This is a genomic window from Bradyrhizobium sp. R2.2-H (assembly GCF_004346455.1).
GTDB classification, from domain to species: domain Bacteria; phylum Pseudomonadota; class Alphaproteobacteria; order Rhizobiales; family Xanthobacteraceae; genus Bradyrhizobium; species Bradyrhizobium diversitatis.
Map to the genome: position 1 here is coordinate 37691 of NZ_SMBR01000026.1, position 17967 is coordinate 55657.

Here is a 17967-nt window from a genome sequence, read left to right on the forward strand (position 1 = left end):
AAATGCGACGACTTGCGATGCTGCTCTGCGCCTTGTTGCTGCTGCCGTCACTTGCGTTGGCGCAAGCCAAGGATCCCATAAAACTCAAGGTCGGCATGGTGGCAGCGGTAGACATGCTGGCGCTGCCGATTGCGCTGGAGCGCGGCTTTTTCGAAAAATACGGGCTCGACGTGACCATTGCTCGCCCATACGCAACCGGCGTCGATGCGCTCAATGCGTTGCAGGCAGGTGAAACCGACATGGTGCAAGCCGGCGTTCCGGCCATCGGCGCGATCCTACGCAACATGGACCTGGTTTTCTTCGGTAACTTCAGCGGCAACGCCACGAAGCTTGGGTCCGATGCCACGCTCGCCCTCATTGCCAACGGCGACTCTGGAATCGTCAAAGGCGACTTGAAAAGTCTGAAGGGCAAAAAGATAGCGACCTCCTTCGGCACGATCAATCATCTCTACATTCTGGGCTTGCTCGAAAAGGCCGGCCTCGCGGCGACCGACGTGACGCTGATCAACACGCCGCCGCCGGAAATGAGCGTGGCGCTGCTTGCCAAAGGCGTGGATGCATTTGTGTGCTGGGACCCGGCACCGGTGATCGCTATGAAGGACGTGCCGGGGGCTGTCGAGGTGATCCGCGGGGGCGACGTCATCTCTTATCTCGGATTCAATATCGCGCTGCGGCCTTGGGTGGAGAAGAATGGGGCAACGATCGAGAAATTCCTGGCAGCCGTATCGGAGGCCGACCAGTGGATGCGCAAGAACCCCAAGCAGGCCGCGTCCATCGGTACGCGGTGGATCCCGGGGTTGAAGCTCGACGTGGCGGAGACCGCGATGCAGTACAACGTCCAACAGGTGGACCGCCGCATTTCCGCGCACAACTATCGCGCGCTTTGGAAGGCGCAGGATACGCTGCAGCGGCTGGGCGTAATCAAGTCGGTGTTCGACGTGAACAAGCACATCGAGCCCAAATTCATCCTTAACGTGATGAATACCTATCCGGACCTGTTCTCCGATCTTCAGCCCATTCCGGCAGATGTGGCAATTAAACCGGGCTTCGTGTTCAAGCCCTGAAGCTGAGTGTTGCCGCGCACCCTGAAGCTGGTGCGCGGCAACAAACTTCGTATCTCCAACACAAGCCAACGCTTTCAGAGCGTCCATCCGGTACGCTGCGGCGTCTCGATTCACTCACACTCATCACTGGAAGGCTGGGTCGCCCGGTCAAGCCGGGCGATGACAGCGAGCTTGTGGCGCGACCGCCGCGGCCGCAAAGAGCCTTACGACTCGATCTTCACGTACTCGAAATCGCCGGGCTTGTTGTCGATGCCGACCTTGGGCGGCGAGATCCAGGATGCGTACTTGCCGGTTTCGGTGACGGGCTGCATCAATGAGGTGATGAAGTCGCCGTCGCTCGCCGACGGCAGCCACTCGTCCTTGCGCTTGGCCCAGGTGGCATCGTCGATCAGGATGCCGTCGGGCGTCGCGTGCACGTCCTTGAACTCGCCGATGTGGCGGTGGAAGGCGACGTTGGGCAGAGTCAGCTTGAAATCATAGCCCGCGGTCGAGATCACCTTGTTCCAGCGCAGCATGCCCTTGACGCAATCCTGGCTGTAATCGTCGCGCAGGCGCATGTTGAGCGCAGTCAGCGCCGGCTCGTCGACCAGTTTGATCTCGCCGTTGATCAGCTTGAGCACCGGATAGGTGGAGTTCTTGAGCTGGTGATCGTCCTCGATCTGGGTCTCGTGGTAGCGGCCCTTGATGCCGGCGTTGAAGGCGTTGGCCGCATTGGTCGAGACTTCCGAGCCGAACAGGTCGAGCGAGAGCGTGTAGTGCAGGTTCAGCTTCTTCTGGATGGTCGGGAGATCGATGACGCCGAGCGCGCGGACTTTCGCGATGTCGGTGGGATCGGTGATGCCGGCCGCGCGCATCGCATCGCAGGTGCGCTGCACGACGCGGGTGATGCCGGTCTCGCCGACAAACATGTGGTGCGCTTCCTCGGTGAGCATGAAGCGGCAGGTGCGCGACAACGGATCGAAGCCCGATTGAGCGAGGCTGTGCAGCTGCATCTTGCCGTCGCGGTCGGTGAAGTAGGTGAACATGAAGAATGACAGCCAGTCCGGCGTCGCCTCGTTGAAGGCACCCAGCATGCGCGGCGCATCGGCATCGCCGGAGCGGCGGCGCAGCAAATCGTCGGCTTCCTCGCGGCCGTCGCGGCCGAAATATTTCTGCAGCAGGTAGACCATGGCCCAGAGGTGACGGCCTTCCTCGACATTGACCTGGAACAGGTTGCGCATGTCGTAGAGCGAGGGCGCGGTCTTGCCGAGATGGCGCTGCTGCTCGACCGAGGCCGGTTCGGTGTCGCCCTGGATCACGATCAGGCGGCGCAGCATGGCGCGGTGCTCCCCAGGGACTTCCTGCCAGGCCGGCTCGCCATAGTGCTCACCGAACGGAACGACGCGGTTCTCTTCCTGCGGCGCCAGCAAAATGCCCCAGCGATATTCGGGCATGCGCACGTAGTCGAACTTGGCCCAGCCGCGCGGATCGACCGAATAGGCCGTGCGCAGATAGACCAGCGATTCCTGGAAACCTTCCGGCCCCATGTCGCTCCACCAGTCCATGTAGCCGGGGTGCCAGCCCTCCAGCGCCTTCAGCACCTGGCGGTCTTCGGCGAGGTTGACGTTGTTCGGGATCTTGGTCGAGTAGTCGACGTTCATGATGTTCATGTTCATGGCCGTGCTCTCCTTGGTTTCTTTGTCCCGGACGCTGCGCAGCGCGAAGCGGTGCGCTGCTGAGCCGGAACCTACTCTCGTCTGGCTGGGTCCCGGTTCAGCGCAGCGTCACTTCGTGCCGCAGCGCGCCCGGGATACAAACGTCGCTACACCCGCGTCATATCGAATTTCGGCTTCTGGCCGCTGCCGTAGCGGCGCAGCGCGCCTTCCTCGCCGACCGCGTTCGGGCGCTGGAAGATCCAGTTCTGCCATGCGGTGAGGCGGGCGAAGATCTTCGATTCCATCGTCTCGGGGCCGACGAAGCGCAGGCTCGCTTCCATGCCGGTGAGGCTGTCGGGCGAGAAGCTGGCGCGTTCCTCGAGGAACACGCGAACCTCGTCGTCCCAGTCGATGTCGTCGAGCGCGAAGGTGACGAGGCCGAGCTCTTCGGCCTGCTCCGCGTCGAGCGCAGTGCCGAGAGTCGCTTCCGCACGCTCCACGTCGGCCGGATCGGCCTGGAAGCGCGATTGCAGCCGCGTCAGGCCATGGCTCATCGGATACGGGCCGAAATTCATGGCCGACAGTTCGATCGACGGCGGCGGGCGGTTGTCGCCCTGGCGCGTGCCGATCAGCATGTAGGAGCGGTCGGCGGCGAAGACGAGCTCGGCGAGCGTGCCGGCAAAGCAGGAGCCGGGCTCGACCAGGGTCACCAGCGTGCGCGAGGTGACGTCGACGCGCTTGAGCACGCGCTTCCAGTAATGCCTGATCTCGTTGACCAGCCAATGCTCCTTGTTGGCTTCGAGGAACGCATCGCAAGCGAGTACATGGGCGCGATCGCCATGGCTCTTGAACACCAGCATCGCGATCTCGAGCTCGTTGATGCGCAAGTGCAGGATGGCGTCGTCGAGCTCTCGCGCCACCTGGAGCGGCCAGAACGAGGCGCCCTGCGCCATCATGCCGTCGATGTCGGCCGGTGGCGCGGCCTCTGGCGCCTTGATCGAGATGGTGGCGATCCGCGCCGCGCGATCGATGTCGACGGTGACGAAGCCGTAACGGATGCTGTTTTCGTCGATGACGCGCTTGAGCGGCGTCAGTGCGATGCCCTTGCCGCTGCCCTTGCGCTTGGAAGCGGCCGCGAACTCCCTGGCGCGCTCGGCGATCCTGGCTTCCAGCTTGGAATTCGGCGCGATCTCGTCGACGAGGCGCCATTGCACGGCGCGCTTGCCCTTCACGCCCTCCTCGATGGTGCAGAAGAAATCGGCGTGATCGCGGCGCACCTTGCGCTTGTCGACGACGCGCGTGAGACCACCGGTGCCGGGCAGCACCGCGAGCAGCGGCACTTCGGGCAGCGCTACGGCGGACGAGCCGTCATCGGCGAGGATGATGTGATCGGTCGCGAGCGCCAGCTCATAGCCGCCGCCGGCGGCCGAGCCGTTCACCACGGTGATGAAGCGCTGGCCGGAATTCTCCGAAGAGTCTTCCATGCCGTTGCGGGTCTCGTTGGTGAACTTGCAGAAATTGACCTTGTGCGCATGGGTCGAGCCCGCCAGCATGCGGATATTGGCGCCGGCACAGAACACGCGGTTCTTGGCCGAGCGCATCACCACGACCTTGACCTCGGGATGCTCGAAGCGCAGGCGCTGGAGCGCATCAGCAAGCTCGATGTCGACGCCGAGATCGTAGGAATTGAGCTTGAGCAGGTAGCCCTCGAACAGGCCGCCGTTCTCGTCGACATCCATGGTCAGCGTCGCGACGTCGCCCTCGACCGCGAGCTTCCAATGCTTGTAGCGGGACGGTTCGGTCTGGAAATCGATGAATGTCGCGCCGCCTGCGAGGCGCCGATCTTCCCCGGCCATGGGTCATCCCTGAGCTTGATTGTGGGTTCTTGGCTTGATCGTTAGATGCACAATAGTGCATATTTTCGGATGCGTCTAGCTCTCAATACCCATAGCATGCACTTTGTTTCATGTCACCCGCTCTTAGCCGCCATCACGCCGCGCGTCCTTGCAGGCCCTGATCGTCGCGCAGGGCCGCTCCTGCGAACTGCTCGATCGCCTCGAGCGTCGGCCCGGGTGCTTCACGATGCGGAGAATGTCCCGCGCCTGGAATGATCTTCGGATCGACCGGGCAGTAGCACTCTTCCTGCGCGATCTCGACCTGACGCAGGGTGCCATATTGGTCGTCGGCGCCTTGCAGGACCATGATGGGGACGCGGACATAGGCCAGGTATTCCGAGACGTCCCAATCGCGGAACTTCGGATCGAGCCAGGCGCCGTTCCAGCCGTAGAAAGCGTTGTCGACGTCCTTGTGCCAGCGCGCCAGTTTTGCCCTGAGGTCCGTGGTCTCGAACGTCGTCTTGATCGCGGCGATGGATTTGATCGAGATGTCCTCGACGATGAAATGCGGCGCGATCAGCACGAGGCCGTTGAGGCGATGATCCTGATGCGCCCCGGCATAGATGGTGGCGATCGAGGCTCCATCGGAATGGCCGAGCAGGAGACCACGCTTGAAGCCGATCATGTCGAGCAGCTTCGGCAGCACGTCCAGCGCCTCGCGATGCATGTAGTCGAGCGGCCGCGGCAGTGCGACCGGGCTGGACTGGCCGTAACCCGCGCGCGAATAGATGAAGATGCCGGCGCCGGTCGCCTGCTGCAGCTTTTCCGGAAAGTCGCCCCAGAGGCCGACGCAGCCGAGGCCTTCGTGCAGCATCACGATGGTCGGCGCGTCGGCCGCCTGCGGCGCGAGCCATTTGTATTCGAGGCTGGCGCCATCGATGCTGAGGAATCCGGTGGGGGTGAGATTGGTCATGCTGTCACTCTTCTTAGCGCAATGAGCAGAAGGTGCTTCCGCGCACTCAGGCGTTCCCTCCCCCCTTGTGGGGGAGGGTCAGGGAGGGGGGTGCCACACGGGGATTCTCTCGAAGGCGCGGGCGCGGCGTGCGCAGCTCACCAACGACCGCGGCACCACCGCTGCGGCTACCCCTCTCCCCCGCCCTCCCCCACAAGGGGGGAGGGAGCGCAGCGGTGCTTGAGGCGATAGAACGCGTCATATGACACACCATGCCGTTCAATTCGCGCCCTCCCGCAGCTTGAACCGCTGGATCTTGCCCGTCGCCGTTTTCGGCAGCGAGTCCACCACGTCGATCCAGCGTGGATATTTCCATGGGCCGATCTTCTGCTTGACGTGCTCCTTCAGCATTTCCTGGAGATTACTCGTCGTCACGCCCGGGCGCAGCACGACGAAGGCCTTCGGCTTCAACAGCCCTTCCGGATCGGCCTCGGGCACGACAGCGGCTTCCAGCACGGCGGGATGCGAGATCAGCGCGCTCTCGACCTCGAACGGTGAGACCCAGATGCCGGAGACCTTGAACATGTCGTCGGCGCGGCCGCAGAAGGTGTAGCGGCCCTCGGCGTCCCTGACATATTTGTCGCCGGTTCGCGTCCACGGTCCCTCGAACGTGCGGCGGCTCTTGTGGCGCTGATTCCAGTAGCCTTCGCCGGCCGAGGGCGCATCGACCAGGAGCTCGCCGACCTCGCCGTCGGCAACGTCCTGGCCGGCCTCGTTGACGAGCCGCACCGCATAGCCCGGCACCGGTTTGCCGGAGGAGCCGTATTTGATGTCGCCGGGCGCATTCGAGAGAAAGATGTGCAAGAGCTCGGTCGAGCCGACGCCGTCGAGAATGTCGACGCCGAAGCGCGCCTTCCAACTGTTGCCGACCGATTCCGGCAGCGCCTCGCCGGCCGAGGTGCAGATGCGCAACGCCTTGCCACCGCGCTCGCTTTTCATCGTCTCGTCGTTCAACATCGCCGCAAACAGCGTCGGCACGCCGTAGAAGATCGACGGGTTGTAGCGGTTCATCAGGTCGAACATGCGCGCCGGCGTCGGCCGCTCGCTGTTCAGGATGACGCTGGCGCCGATCGACATCGGGAAGGTCAGCGCATTGCCGAGGCCGTAGGCGAAGAACAATTTTGCCGCGGACAGACAGACATCGCTCTCGCGAATGCCGAGCACCTGCTTCGCGTAGGTGTCCGCGGTCGCCTGCAAATTCGAGTGCAGATGGCGCACGCCCTTGGGCATGCCGGTCGAGCCGGACGAGTACAGCCAGAACGCCGGCTCGTCCGGATGCGTCGCGGCAGTGGTGAACCGGTCGCTCTCGCCCGCGAGCTCCTCGGCGAGCTGCTTGTGACCGTTCTGCTTGGCGCCGGAGACCACGACATGCTCGAGATCGGGCATGCGGCCGACGACGTCCCTGATGATCGGATAGAGCGCTTCGGACACGAACAGCACGCGCGCGCGGCAGTCGGCGAGGATATAGGCGTACTGGTCCGCGGTCAGCAGCGTGTTCAGCGGCACCGGCACGACACCGGCGCGGATCGCGCCCAGGAACACGATCGGGAAATCGACCGTATCCAGCATGATTATCGCGACGCGTTCCTCGCGGCGGACGCCGAGCCGGCGTAGCATGTTGGCGGCGCGCCGGGTCTGTTGCTGGAGCTCGCGATAGCTGAGCCGCGAGACGGTGTCGTCGAAGGCGAGCTTGTCGCCGCGGCCCGCCTCGACGTTACGGTCGAGCAGCCAGGTCACCGCGTTGTAGGATCCCTCGCTCACGGACATCTCCCCCGAATTTAGAATTATAATTCATAGAAAGACACCACGGCGGCTTGCTGTCAATGCCAGCAGGCACTATGTTTCATTAAAGCGCGCCGCAGGACTTCCTTCAAGAGGACATCCGTAAAGAAGTCTCATGACCGAAAGTCCCGACGCCGAATCCCAATTTCTCGAACAGCTCGGCCAGCGTGTGCGCACCATGCGCGCGCTGCGCGGCATGTCGCGCAAGGTGCTCGCCAAGGTCTCGGGGATCTCAGAGCGTTACATCGCGCAACTCGAAAGCGGCAAGGGCAACGTCTCCATCGTGCTGCTGCGCCGCGTCTCCGACGCGATGGGCGCGCATCTCGAAGATTTGCTGCCCTCGCCCGATCCGACGCCGGACTGGCAGATGTTTCGCGATCTCCTGCGCAAGGCAACGCCCGCGCAGATTGCGCAGGCCAAGGATCTGCTCTCCGGCGGTAGCGCAACCGCGCCACGGCGCGCACCGTTCTGCGGCATCGCGCTGATCGGCCTGCGCGGCGCCGGCAAGTCGACGCTTGGGCGGATGCTGGCGAAGAAGATCGGCTGGAGCTTCGTGGAGCTCAACAAGGAGGTCGAGCAGCAGAACGGCCTCTCGGTCGCCGAGATCATCGCGCTCTACGGCCAGGAAGGTTTTCGCCGCATGGAGCAGGCGGCGCTGCAACAGCTGCTCGCGCGCAACGAGCTGATGGTGCTGGCCACCGGCGGCGGCATCGTCTCCGAGCCCCTGACCTTCGACCAGGTGCTGACCTCATTCTACACGATCTGGCTGAAGGCCGAGCCCGAGGAGCACATGGCGCGCGTGCGCCGCCAGGGCGATCTGCGCCCGATGGCCGACGACCGCTCCGCGATGGCGGAGCTGCGCAACATCCTCTTGAGCCGCGAGCCGCTGTATTCGCGCGCGACGGCGGTGGTGGATACGGCCGGGCTTTCGGTCGATGCAGCTGCTGCGCGACTGATCGATGCGGTGCGGCCGGTGCTGCAGAACGAAGCCCGCAGCTTCGGTCTGCGCAGCGTGGCGCTGTAGGGCGAGCTGTATCCAATTGCTCCGCTGTCGTCCCGGACAAGCGCGCCACAAGCGCGCGCAGATCCGGGACCCATATGCCCAGGAAAGAGTCGTTGCGCGAGAGGGCAACCACAAGTCTTCGCAAAACAACTCCCTGTGGTTATGGGTCCCGGATCTGCGCGCGCTGGGGCGCGCTTGTCCGGGACGACAGCGAGGGTTTTGCGCGACCTGCGGCAACACTATATCAACGCTCAGCAGCAAGCTTCGGGACCGATGATGACCTCCACCGACGTCAGCACCTCCATGTTCGAGCGGATCGGCGGCAGCGCCACGATCGATCGTCTGGTCGACCGCTTCTACGACCGCATGGACACGCTGCCGGAAGCGAAAGTCATCCGCGCGATGCATGCGGACGACCTCGGTCTGATCCGGGTCGTCTTGAAGCGCTATCTCACGGAATGGACGGGCGGCCCGAAGCTCTATTCCCCAGAGAAGGGCCATCCGCGATTGCGGCAGCGGCACATCGGCTTTGCCATCGGTGATGCCGAGCGCGATGCGTGGATGCTCTGCTTGCGTGGAGCGCTGGAGGAGACGGTGATTGATATCGCCGCGCGCCAGGATCTCGACCGCGCAATGTCGGGCCTTGCTGACTGGATGCGCAACCGGCCTTGATACGGCAGCGCCTCGTCGCAAATCGAGGACGCGCCCATGCTCTCGCGCAATGCGCCATGCATTGCTTGAATTGAACTCCGGACAAATCGCACCGATGCGCCGCTGCACCCCTTCGACGGCGAAGGCCGCGCCCATATGCAATATGTCAATGACCGCGGCACCTATCACGACGTCCCGGCAAAGTTCCTGATGCGCGAGATGGCCAGTGAGGCGGAAGCGCGGCAGAGCACGGTCCCGTAGCGATAGACTTGGACGGGTGCCATCGCGACGCTATGCTGGGCGCGAACGAGCGAGACGCACGATGGACGCAACCGCCGATGTCATCCGTCGATCTGCCTCCCCCCGCCTTGCGCGGCTGGTCTCCAGCATATCGTTCTACCGCGAGCGCGGCATCGGATTGGCCGCCTTCCGGCATGCCGCACCGCTGGCACTGCCTCTGCTGGTGAATTTGGGGACACCTTTCCGTATCGCGCTCGGACACCGACCGGAAACCGCCGACGCTCGACCGAGTTTCGCGGCAGGTCTCTTTCCCGGACCGGTCGTGATCGAATCCGACGGGCGCGCCGAATGCGTTCAGGTCGATTTCACGCCGCTCGGAGCGTATCGCTTCTTCGGAGGCGCCGTACCCGATCTGACCGCGCGGATCGTCGGGCTCGACGACATTCTGGGACGGCACGGTAGTGAGCTCCGCGCCAGGATGGCCGAGGCGGTCGGCTGGCAGCGACGATTCGAGATCGTGGAAGACTTCGTGCTTCGCCGCGCCGTCCACGAGCCCTCGCCGGCGGTCGCTTTCGCCCTGGAGACGCTCTGGGAACGCGCAGGCGCGATCAGCATCGCCGCCATCGCCTCCGACATCGGCTGGAGCCGCAAGCATCTCACGCGTCGCTTCCACAACGAGATCGGCGTTCCGCCAAAGACGCTGGCCCAGATGCTGCGCTTTCATCGGGCCTGTGCGCTTGCCCGGACGGACGGCACAGGCGGCTGGGCCGCAATTGCAGCGGACGCCGGCTATGCGGACCAGGCGCATCTTGCTCGCGATTTCCGGATATTCAGCGGCGAGACGCCGACCGGATGGGCCGCGCGGCTCGATGTCGTCGATCCACGCCTGATGCGGGACGGCGGGGGCTAGCGCCAGGACGGCGCCACGACAGCGCGAGGCAACGTTCAGGTCCCATTTGTTCAAGCCGGCCGCCATGATCCGAACTAGGGTCGGCGTCGCAACAAGCTTGCCAGGACTTGCGCCGAGCTTGCACCGAACTTGCATAGAACTTGGAGGGTTTCATGAACCAGCCGAACGGCTACGAAGCGCCGCGCCTCTACCACACGATGCGCTGCAGGGATGCGGAGGCGATGATCGCCTGGCTGAAGAACGTTCTCGGCTTCGCCGAACACGTGGTGTACCGCAAGGAGGGCACGGTCATCCACGCCGAGCTGGCGTTCGGATCGTCGATCCTCATGCTGGGCGCGCATCGCGACGATGCCTACGCCAAGCGGGTTGGTGACATCAGCGGCCAGCGGACAGATGCCGTCTATCTGGCCGTTGATGATCCAGACGCGCTCTACGAGAAGGTGAAAGCCGCTGGCGCAAAGATCGAAATGGAGCCCTACACAACCGATTATGGCAGCCGGGATTTCGCCGCGCGCGATCCGGAGGGCGGCCTCTGGAGCTTTGGCACCTATTGGCCCAAAGTCGGCGAAGAGCCGCTCGCCGGATAGCCGGACGATCACGTCAGACGCGGCTCGGTGGCCGCGGCTCGGGCCCAGCCAGTCCGGTGCGAGAATGCGGGCTTCCAGGCCGGCTTGCTCGCTAGACCGACCAGTAATGCGGATGCGGATAGGACCGCGAACGGTCGCCCCAGTCGAACGCATCGCCATCGAACTCGCACGGGCCGCTACTGAGTTCGTCCAGCGTCAACTCGATCTGGAACGCCTCGCGGCTGGGGTCGTATTTCAGCGCGTTCCACTGGAGAGGGTAGTGATGATGGGTGCCAAGCAGTCCACCGGTCTTGATCACGGCATAGGCAACCATTCCACTCAGCTTGTCGAGCATCAGCCGTTCGATCGTGCCGAGCTTCGTCCCGTCGCGTCCATAGACGGCGACACGCTCCACGCGATCACTGGGAACCATGGTATGGTGCATGGCGTCCTCCCTGTTCTCTCATGCTTGGAGCCATTATAGCACCGGCTTCGAGACAACGGGAATGCAGCTACAGATTCTCTCGGGTCTCGACGGCGTCGACCGCAAGCTCGACCCCGGCCCCTCGGCGGACACGCCCTACGAGACCAAGGCGTCGCCATTGCCGAAATCATTGCGCGATGCGGTCGCCGCGCTGAAGGACGATCCCTTCTTCCGCGACAAGCTCGGGGCCGAATTCGTCGACTACTACACCCACATCAAGAACGCCGAGATCGATCGCTGCCTGTCCGAGGTGACGGACTGGGAGCATCGCGAGTATTTCGAGATGTTTTGAGCAAGTCCGGCCCAATCCGGCACCGATGGCTCACTTCAGCCGAATCGTGTCGACGCGCCGGCACGGAATACAATTGTAGGCGTGTTCCGAACGGAGCATGACGATTCCCGGCAGCGTCGCCAGGAACTTCATTGGCCGCCCGCATCTCGAGCAGATGAGGATCGGCGGATCATCTTCGCGATCGGAACTCATTCGACAACCAAGTCTGAAGCGCCGCACGATACTGCCTCGCCGCGCGCGCTTCATCTCGGGAGAACTACCGGCTTCTATCGGAATCCGGGCCGGCCTCAAGCCGGGGCATTATTTCACGCTCCCGTGAGGCGACTTCTTCCGGAAGTTCCGACGACATTGCGCCACTCCGGACGAAGCCATTTCCTCATTCCGCGAAAAACGCCGGAAAGACACGCGGCCTATAAGTGCATGCCATGATCAACAGCGGAGTTCGGTCATGTGGGATCAATTTTTCAGCCTGATCTATCGCTTGTCCTGTCGGACCACCCTGATCGAGATCGGCGCGCACCGCCTCGCGCGTTAGTTGGGCGCTGCATGCGAATTGGGTAAGGTCGATTGACCGGATTACGGGGAATGCAAGGCGCTGGCATTCCGCTGCTCAGCCGCGGGCGGACGAACTAGATTCCCAGATATTTGTGCTGCAGATCCGGCTCGGCCACGAGTTCGTCGGACGTGCCGCTCCACACCGTCCTGCCGCGCTCGATGATGTAGTGGCGGTCGCAGATGCGGGCGAGATGGTCGACATTCTTGTCGACGACCAGGATCGACTGCCCCCGGCTCTTGAGCAGCGACAGGCAGCTCCAGATTTCCTCGCGGATCAGCGGCGCAAGGCCCTCGGTTGCCTCGTCCAGGATCAGGAGTTTTGGATTGGTCATCAATGCGCGGCCGATGGCGAGCATCTGCTGCTCGCCGCCGGAGAGCTGGTTGCCCATATTGGAGGCACGCTCGGCGAGGCGCGGAAACATCACGTAGATCGCTGCCAGCGTCCACGGATTGCTGCCGCCGAAGCGGTCCGCGGCGGCGGCCACCAGGTTTTCGCGCACGGTGAGGTTCGGGAAGATCTGACGCCCCTCCGGAACGAGGCCTACGCCGAGCTTTGCGATCCTGTAGGACGGAAGCTGTCGCACCTCGGCGCCAGCGAAACGGATCGCGCCTGCGCGCGCCGGCGTCAGGCCCATGATGGAGCGGATGGTGGTGGTCTTGCCCATGCCGTTGCGGCCCATCAGCGAGACCATCTCGCCCGGCTTGATCGACAGCGACAGGCCGAACAGCACCTGGGACAGGCCGTAGCAGGTCTCGATGCCTTCGACGTCGAGCAATGTGTCAGCCATGATGCGTCACCACATGCTGATCACCGAGATAGGCGCGCTTGACGTCCTCGTTCTGGCGGATCGCGGCAGGATCGCCGGAGGCGATGACGCGGCCATAGACCAGCACCGAGATGCGATCGGCCAGCGCGAACACCGCCGGCATGTCGTGCTCGACCAGCACGATCGAGACTTCCTTGCGCAGCTCCTGGAGCAGTTTGACCATGCCCTGGGACTCGGTGACGCCGAGGCCGGCCATGGGCTCGTCGAGCAGCAGCAATTTCGGCTTGCTGGCCAGGGCGACCGCAAGCTCGACCTGGCGCCGCTCGCCATGGCTGAGCTTCGACACCAGAACATCGGCGCGATGCGCGAGCCCGACGCGGTCGAGCGCCGCATGGGCGGTATCGCGCAGGCCTCTTTCCTTGCGCGCGTTGGCGAAGAAGCGGAACGAGGTTCCGGCATGCGCCTGCGCCGCCAGCGCGACGTTGTCGGCGGCGGTGAAGTCGAGCAACAGCGAGGTGATCTGGAACGAGCGCGCGAGCCCGAGCGCACAGCGGCGATAGGCCGGTAGATCGGTGATGTCGCGGCCACCGAGCAAAACGCGACCGGAATGCGGGGAGAGATGTCCGGTGAGCTGACTGATCAGCGTGGTCTTGCCGGCACCGTTGGGGCCGATGATGGCGTGCAGCTCGCCGGATGCGACGTCGAGCGAGACGTGATCCGTCGCGATGATGCCGCCGAAGCGGCGCACCAGCTTTTCGACGCGAAGCAAGGGTTCAGCCACGGCCAGCCCTCCCCAGCGCGCCCATGATGCCGCCGCGGCCGAACAGGACGATCAGCAGCAGCAGCGGACCCATGATCAGCGCCCAATATTCGGTGATCTGCGACAGGAACTCTTCCAGCAGCAGGAACACCACGGCGCCCATGACCGGGCCGAACAGCGTGCCCATGCCGCCCAGGATCACCATCACCATGAGGTCGCCGGAACGCGTCCAGTACATCACGGCCGGGCTGATGAAATCGGTGTTATTGGCGAGCAGGGCGCCGGCAAGGCCGCACATGGTGCCGGAGATGACGAAGCAGACCAGCTGGTAGCGCTTGGCCGGGAAGCCGATCGCCTGCATGCGCTGCTCGTTGGAACGCAGGCCCTGCACGACGAGGCCGAAGCGCGAATTGACGATGCGCCAGATCAGGAAGATGACGCCGAACAGGCAGGCAAGGCAGAGATAGTAGAACTGCACGCGATTGCCGAGATCGAGCAGGCCGGAGAAATCGCTGCGCTTGTAGATGGTGAGGCCGTCGTCGCCGCCGTAACGCGCCAGCCCCGAGGCGACGTAATAGGCCATCTGGGCGAAGGCAAGCGTGATCATGATGAAGTAGACGCCGCGGGTGCGAAGCGAGAGCGCGCCGATCACGAGCGCGTACATGGCGGAGGCGGCGAGCGCGACCGGAAACTGGATGAAGCCGCTTCCCACGCCCTCCTGAGCGAGCATGCCGACCGCGTAACCGCCGATGCCGAGATAGGCGGCGTGACCAAAGCTCATCATGCCGCCAAAACCCATGATCAGGTTGAGGCTCGCAGCCGCCAGCGCCAGGATGATGATGCGGGTGAACAGCGTCAGGATGAAGATGTTGCCGGAGAGCTGCGAATAGAGCGGCAGCAGCACGAGGCCCGCCAGCAAAAGGGCCGTGACGGCCTTGCTCACCGTGATAGCCTTCATCGACGATTGGCCGGAAACAGCCCCTCCGGCCGCACCACCAGCACGATCGCCATCAGCAGGTAGATCAGCATGGACGACAGCGCCGGCGCGGCGGTGGAAGCAGCGGCACCGCTCAGCACCTGCCGCAACAGGTTCGGCAGAAAGGCGCGGCCGAGCGTGTCGATCATGCCGACGAAGATCGCGGCGAGGAACGCGCCGCGGATCGAGCCGATGCCGCCGATCACGATGATGACGAAGGCGAGGATCAGGATGTTCTCGCCCATGCCGATCTGCACGGTCAGGATCGGCGCCTGCATCAGGCCGGCAAGGCCCGCGAGCGCGGCTCCCAAACCGAACACCAGCGTGTAGAGCAGCTTGATGTTGATGCCGAGCGCACCGATCATCTCGCGATTGGAGGCGCCGGCCCGGATCAGCATGCCGATGCGGGTGCGCATCACGCCGAGATAGAGCAGCAGCGCGACCAGCAAGGCCACCACGATGATGGCGAGGCGATAGGCGGGATAGTGAATGCCGGGCAGGATCGGCACCGGCACGGTGAGCCAGGCCGGCAGCGGCAGTGCAAGGCCGGCCGGGCCCCAGATCAGCCGCACGGCTTCGTTGAAGAACAGGATCAGGCCGAAGGTCGCGAGCACATGGTCGAGATGGTCGCGGCCGTAGAGATGCCGCAGCGCCGTCACCTCCAGCACGATACCGAGCACCAGCGTGGCCCCTAGCGCCATCAGCGCGCCGAGCAGGAAGCTGCCGGTCCAGGCGGCAAAGGTCGCGGCGAAGTAGGCCCCCATCATATAGAGCGAGCCGTGCGCGAGGTTGACGAGATCCATGATCCCGAACACCAGCGTCAGGCCGGCGGCGAGCAGGAACAGCAGCAGGCCAAACTGCAACCCGTTCAGGAACTGTTCGACGACAAGCAGCATCAAGACTCTTTCAGGCGCACGCAGCGTCGCGCCGATGTTCGAACAATGTCGCCATCAGTGAAAGAGCTCCCCCTGCCTCTTCAAGGCCGAAAAATGGGTAATGGCAGTATCGTTCCGAGGCAAGAGCGATTCGACACCAAACATGCACTTTGTTGCATGCCGATGCATGCGATCGAGATCGAGATCGACCCTTGCAAGAAGGCTGCCGCGCAGGCTGGGGCAACCTGCCGCACCCATGCGATCACCCTCTCGCCGGCGAACGCACGAGAGGGTGCAAATTTGTCGGAGTGCAGGGAGGTCTAGTGCGACGTCATCTGCCGGGGTAGATCATCGGGTTCGGCGAGCCCGCTGTTGGCCGTCGTGGCTTCGAGCGCTGCCATCCGGAACAGATAGGCGAGCGTCGCCAACCCGGCGTCTTCCGCCATCTCCGCCAGTTCGAGCGCCATATCGGACATGTAGCCGAGATTTTCGTCCTTCGTTTGCGCCATGATCTGGCTGTCCCGCATCATGTTCGACATCTCAGGCGCTCTTTCGTTGCGCGGCAGCGAAGCCGCAAAGGTTGGCACGGGCGACGGCATCCAGTCGCGGGCCGTCTTGCTGCACTATGGAAGCCATGCCGATCCGATCATGCAGGGCATCGAGAGTCTCGCGGCGAATGTCGATGGTCGCCGCCATGGTCCATGCGTTCTCCACCAGGGCCGGCAGGCCGAGCGGCGTGACGACGAACCCGGCCTCGTGGAAGCGCGGCAGCCACCACGTCTCCATGATCGCGCTGACCCGCGCGATTCCCTGATCGAGGCAGAACTCCTGCACCGCCGCCATCAGTTGCAGGTTGAGTGCGCCGTCGCGGCGATCGCGCACGACGAAGTAGCGCGACCATTCCCAGATCAGCGGATCGGCCGGGCAGCCGCGGACCGCCGCCAGATGCGGGAACACCTCGCTCATCATCGAAGGCTTGGTGGTCGGGTAGAGCCGATGACCGCCGACGACGCGGCGCTCTTCCAGCGCCAGCAGATAGACGGTGTCCTCGTCATCATAGGAATCGATCTCGCGGCCATCCGGCCTGCGCAGCGTCTCCCAGCGCCGCTCCTCGACGAAAATGTCGTGACGCAGCCGGAAATGCTGCTCGATCACGTCTTCATAAAGGTGGCGATTTACCGCGGAAATTGCGTGAATCATGAAAACCCCCATTCATCCTCAATGGAGGCAGACTCCGCGAAAAGACGCCGATCCGATATTGGGAAATTTCCCAGTGAAGCGCCTAGGGAGCGATGATCTTGTTGCGAATCGCCAGCGCTACCGCATGCGTACGGTTGACGGCACCGAGCTTGCGCGCGGCGGTTGCAAGATGCTCTTCGGCGGTACGCTGCGTGATGTGCAGGATCTCGCCGATCTCCCAGGCCGACTTCCCCTGCGAAGCCCAGGCGATCGCCTCGCGCTCGCGCGGAGTGAGGCGCGTCGACGGATGTGGCACCGGTTCGAGCAGACGCCGGATGTGATCGAAGCCATACATGGCCATCAGGTGCAGCGCCGGCTTGCTGCGGGGATTGAGGTCGAGATGGACGCCGCCGAGCGACACCGCGGCCTCATAGCCGGTCAGCCCGTGGATCGGCACGATGAAACCGCGCGACATGCGAAACTCGCTGGCGCGATTCATCACCTCGGCTGCGTTCGGCTCGAGCTCGGCGTCATAGGGGGCTTCCGACCACTCGAACGGATTGACCGACTGCCGGCAGAGCCGCACCACGGGATCATAGCGGTCGTAATTGTTCTCGGTGTAGAGGCTGAACCATCCCGCCGGCCAGCGCTTGGCAAGCACCATCTGCGCGAACCGCTGGTCGGGATTCGGCAATCCCGTCACGATGATGGTTTCGAAGCCAAAGCGACCAAAGGCCGCTTCGAGCGCATTCATGGCTTCTGGAACCTTGCGGTAGGCCTGCAGGCCTTCGATGAAGTCGAGCGCCTCCCGGCCATAGTCTACGGCGGACATCGGTGCGTTTCCTGACCCTCGCCGCTTCCGTATAGCACGTATCCGCGAACTGCCTCAAATGGCCGTGGCCGTAGTTTCCCGGTGCCGACCCGCTCTGAAGATTTAAACTACTTGTGGCAGAATTTACGCCGCGATACACCTGAAATGTCTGAAGCGGGAAACCAATGATGGAAGACGAGGACATCGCCCTCAACAGCGTGCTCGGCCTGGAATTGAACCGCGTGTTTTTTGCCGTCCGCGAAACGGCGAACAAGCAGAAGATCATCGAGTTCGCGCGCAAGGTGCTGCAAAGCGAGCACGCGGAGGCGGCCGAGAACGTATCGCCCGAGGGCCCGGCGAGCTAGCCATCGCAGTTGCAACAAACGACGCCGATGCAACACATCGCGCGGCGACGCGGCCCTTCCATTTGAGCGCGCAGATTTTAGTCGAAACTCTCTGGCCGAAAATTTGGTTTCCCTTCTCCCCTTGTGGGAGAAGGTGGCGCGATGTCCAGACCGGATAGATAGGTAACACAGTAGACCGGATGGATGGGTGACAGTTCTCTGTCGGC

The 17967-nt window shown here is 63.6% G+C and carries 18 protein-coding genes and 1 pseudogene; 7 read left to right on the plus strand and 12 right to left on the minus strand.

Going from position 1 to position 17967, the window contains the following annotated elements:
- Positions 1–2 precede the first annotated feature (2 nt).
- The gene (locus EDE08_RS37255) at positions 3–1064 is read left to right on the plus strand and encodes an ABC transporter substrate-binding protein (RefSeq protein WP_131874643.1); all 1062 of its coding nucleotides are present in this window, start codon (positions 3–5) and stop codon (positions 1062–1064) included.
- A gap of 203 nt (positions 1065–1267) precedes the next feature.
- Here the strand turns inward: EDE08_RS37255 and boxB are convergent, their stop codons facing one another.
- The 4 genes from boxB to EDE08_RS37275 all read right to left on the minus strand — a co-directional run bounded on the left by boxB (position 1268) and on the right by EDE08_RS37275 (position 7306).
- Positions 1268–2719: a benzoyl-CoA 2,3-epoxidase subunit BoxB gene (boxB, locus tag EDE08_RS37260; protein ID WP_028138981.1), complete on the minus strand. Its 1452-nt coding sequence runs from the start codon at positions 2717–2719 to the stop codon at positions 1268–1270.
- A gap of 146 nt (positions 2720–2865) precedes the next feature.
- A complete protein-coding gene (boxC, locus tag EDE08_RS37265) occupies positions 2866–4554 on the minus strand; it encodes a 2,3-epoxybenzoyl-CoA dihydrolase (protein ID WP_131874642.1) in 1689 nt (562 codons plus the stop codon).
- 133 nt (positions 4555–4687) lie between these two features.
- Complete coding sequence (locus EDE08_RS37270) at positions 4688–5506, minus strand: alpha/beta fold hydrolase (RefSeq protein WP_131874641.1); 819 nt, start codon at positions 5504–5506, stop codon at positions 4688–4690.
- Between the two features lie 258 nt (positions 5507–5764).
- Positions 5765–7306 (minus strand): benzoate-CoA ligase family protein, encoded by a 1542-nt coding sequence (locus tag EDE08_RS37275; RefSeq protein ID WP_131874640.1) that lies wholly within the window; start codon positions 7304–7306, stop codon positions 5765–5767.
- A gap of 136 nt (positions 7307–7442) precedes the next feature.
- Here EDE08_RS37275 and EDE08_RS37280 point away from each other — a divergent pair, with 136 nt between their 5' ends.
- The 4 genes from EDE08_RS37280 (at position 7443) to EDE08_RS37295 (ending at position 10718) form a co-directional block, all read left to right on the plus strand.
- Positions 7443–8351, plus strand: coding sequence for a helix-turn-helix transcriptional regulator (locus EDE08_RS37280; protein ID WP_131874639.1), 909 nt, complete (start codon positions 7443–7445; stop codon positions 8349–8351).
- Between the two features lie 255 nt (positions 8352–8606).
- Positions 8607–9002 (plus strand): group II truncated hemoglobin, encoded by a 396-nt coding sequence (locus tag EDE08_RS37285; RefSeq protein WP_165936405.1) that lies wholly within the window; start codon positions 8607–8609, stop codon positions 9000–9002.
- Positions 9003–9303: 301 nt separating this feature from the next.
- Positions 9304–10131, plus strand: a complete 828-nt coding sequence (locus EDE08_RS37290) for an AraC family transcriptional regulator (RefSeq protein ID WP_131874638.1) — start codon at positions 9304–9306, stop codon at positions 10129–10131.
- A 152-nt stretch (positions 10132–10283) separates the two neighbouring features.
- Positions 10284–10718, plus strand: coding sequence for a VOC family protein (locus tag EDE08_RS37295; RefSeq protein ID WP_131874637.1), 435 nt, complete (start codon positions 10284–10286; stop codon positions 10716–10718).
- 91 nt (positions 10719–10809) lie between these two features.
- On the opposite strand, the gene EDE08_RS37300 is transcribed toward EDE08_RS37295, so the two are convergent.
- On the minus strand, positions 10810–11142 hold the full coding sequence (locus tag EDE08_RS37300) for a PRC-barrel domain-containing protein (RefSeq protein ID WP_131874636.1): 333 nt from the start codon (positions 11140–11142) through the stop codon (positions 10810–10812).
- 61 nt (positions 11143–11203) lie between these two features.
- On the opposite strand from EDE08_RS37300, the pseudogene EDE08_RS37305 reads away from it, so the two are divergent.
- Positions 11204–11473: pseudogene (locus EDE08_RS37305) on the plus strand (glutamine synthetase); the annotation flags it as partial.
- A 629-nt stretch (positions 11474–12102) separates the two neighbouring features.
- Here the strand turns inward: EDE08_RS37305 and EDE08_RS37310 are convergent.
- The 7 genes from EDE08_RS37310 to EDE08_RS37340 form a co-directional block, all read right to left on the minus strand.
- Positions 12103–12816 (minus strand): ABC transporter ATP-binding protein, encoded by a 714-nt coding sequence (locus tag EDE08_RS37310; protein ID WP_131874635.1) that lies wholly within the window; start codon positions 12814–12816, stop codon positions 12103–12105.
- On the minus strand, positions 12809–13576 hold the full coding sequence (locus EDE08_RS37315; protein WP_131874634.1) for an ABC transporter ATP-binding protein: 768 nt from the start codon (positions 13574–13576) through the stop codon (positions 12809–12811). Before EDE08_RS37315 ends, EDE08_RS37310 begins: the two co-directional genes overlap by 8 nt.
- A complete protein-coding gene (locus EDE08_RS37320; RefSeq protein ID WP_131874633.1) occupies positions 13569–14513 on the minus strand; it encodes a branched-chain amino acid ABC transporter permease in 945 nt (314 codons plus the stop codon). The genes EDE08_RS37315 and EDE08_RS37320 overlap by 8 nt, the downstream gene beginning before the upstream one ends.
- Complete coding sequence (locus EDE08_RS37325) at positions 14510–15427, minus strand: branched-chain amino acid ABC transporter permease (protein WP_036042790.1); 918 nt, start codon at positions 15425–15427, stop codon at positions 14510–14512. Before EDE08_RS37325 ends, EDE08_RS37320 begins: the two co-directional genes overlap by 4 nt.
- Positions 15428–15726: 299 nt before the next feature.
- Positions 15727–15945 (minus strand): hypothetical protein, encoded by a 219-nt coding sequence (locus EDE08_RS37330; protein ID WP_131874632.1) that lies wholly within the window; start codon positions 15943–15945, stop codon positions 15727–15729.
- Position 15946: 1 nt separating this feature from the next.
- Positions 15947–16606, minus strand: a complete 660-nt coding sequence (locus EDE08_RS37335) for an acyl-homoserine-lactone synthase (protein ID WP_165936406.1) — start codon at positions 16604–16606, stop codon at positions 15947–15949.
- 82 nt (positions 16607–16688) lie between these two features.
- The gene (locus EDE08_RS37340) at positions 16689–17417 is read right to left on the minus strand and encodes a helix-turn-helix transcriptional regulator (RefSeq protein ID WP_131874630.1); all 729 of its coding nucleotides are present in this window, start codon (positions 17415–17417) and stop codon (positions 16689–16691) included.
- Between the two features lie 167 nt (positions 17418–17584).
- Between EDE08_RS37340 and EDE08_RS37345 the strand changes: the two genes are divergently transcribed.
- Positions 17585–17761, plus strand: a complete 177-nt coding sequence (locus EDE08_RS37345; RefSeq protein ID WP_061879730.1) for a hypothetical protein — start codon at positions 17585–17587, stop codon at positions 17759–17761.
- The last annotated feature ends 206 nt before the right edge of the window (positions 17762–17967 follow it).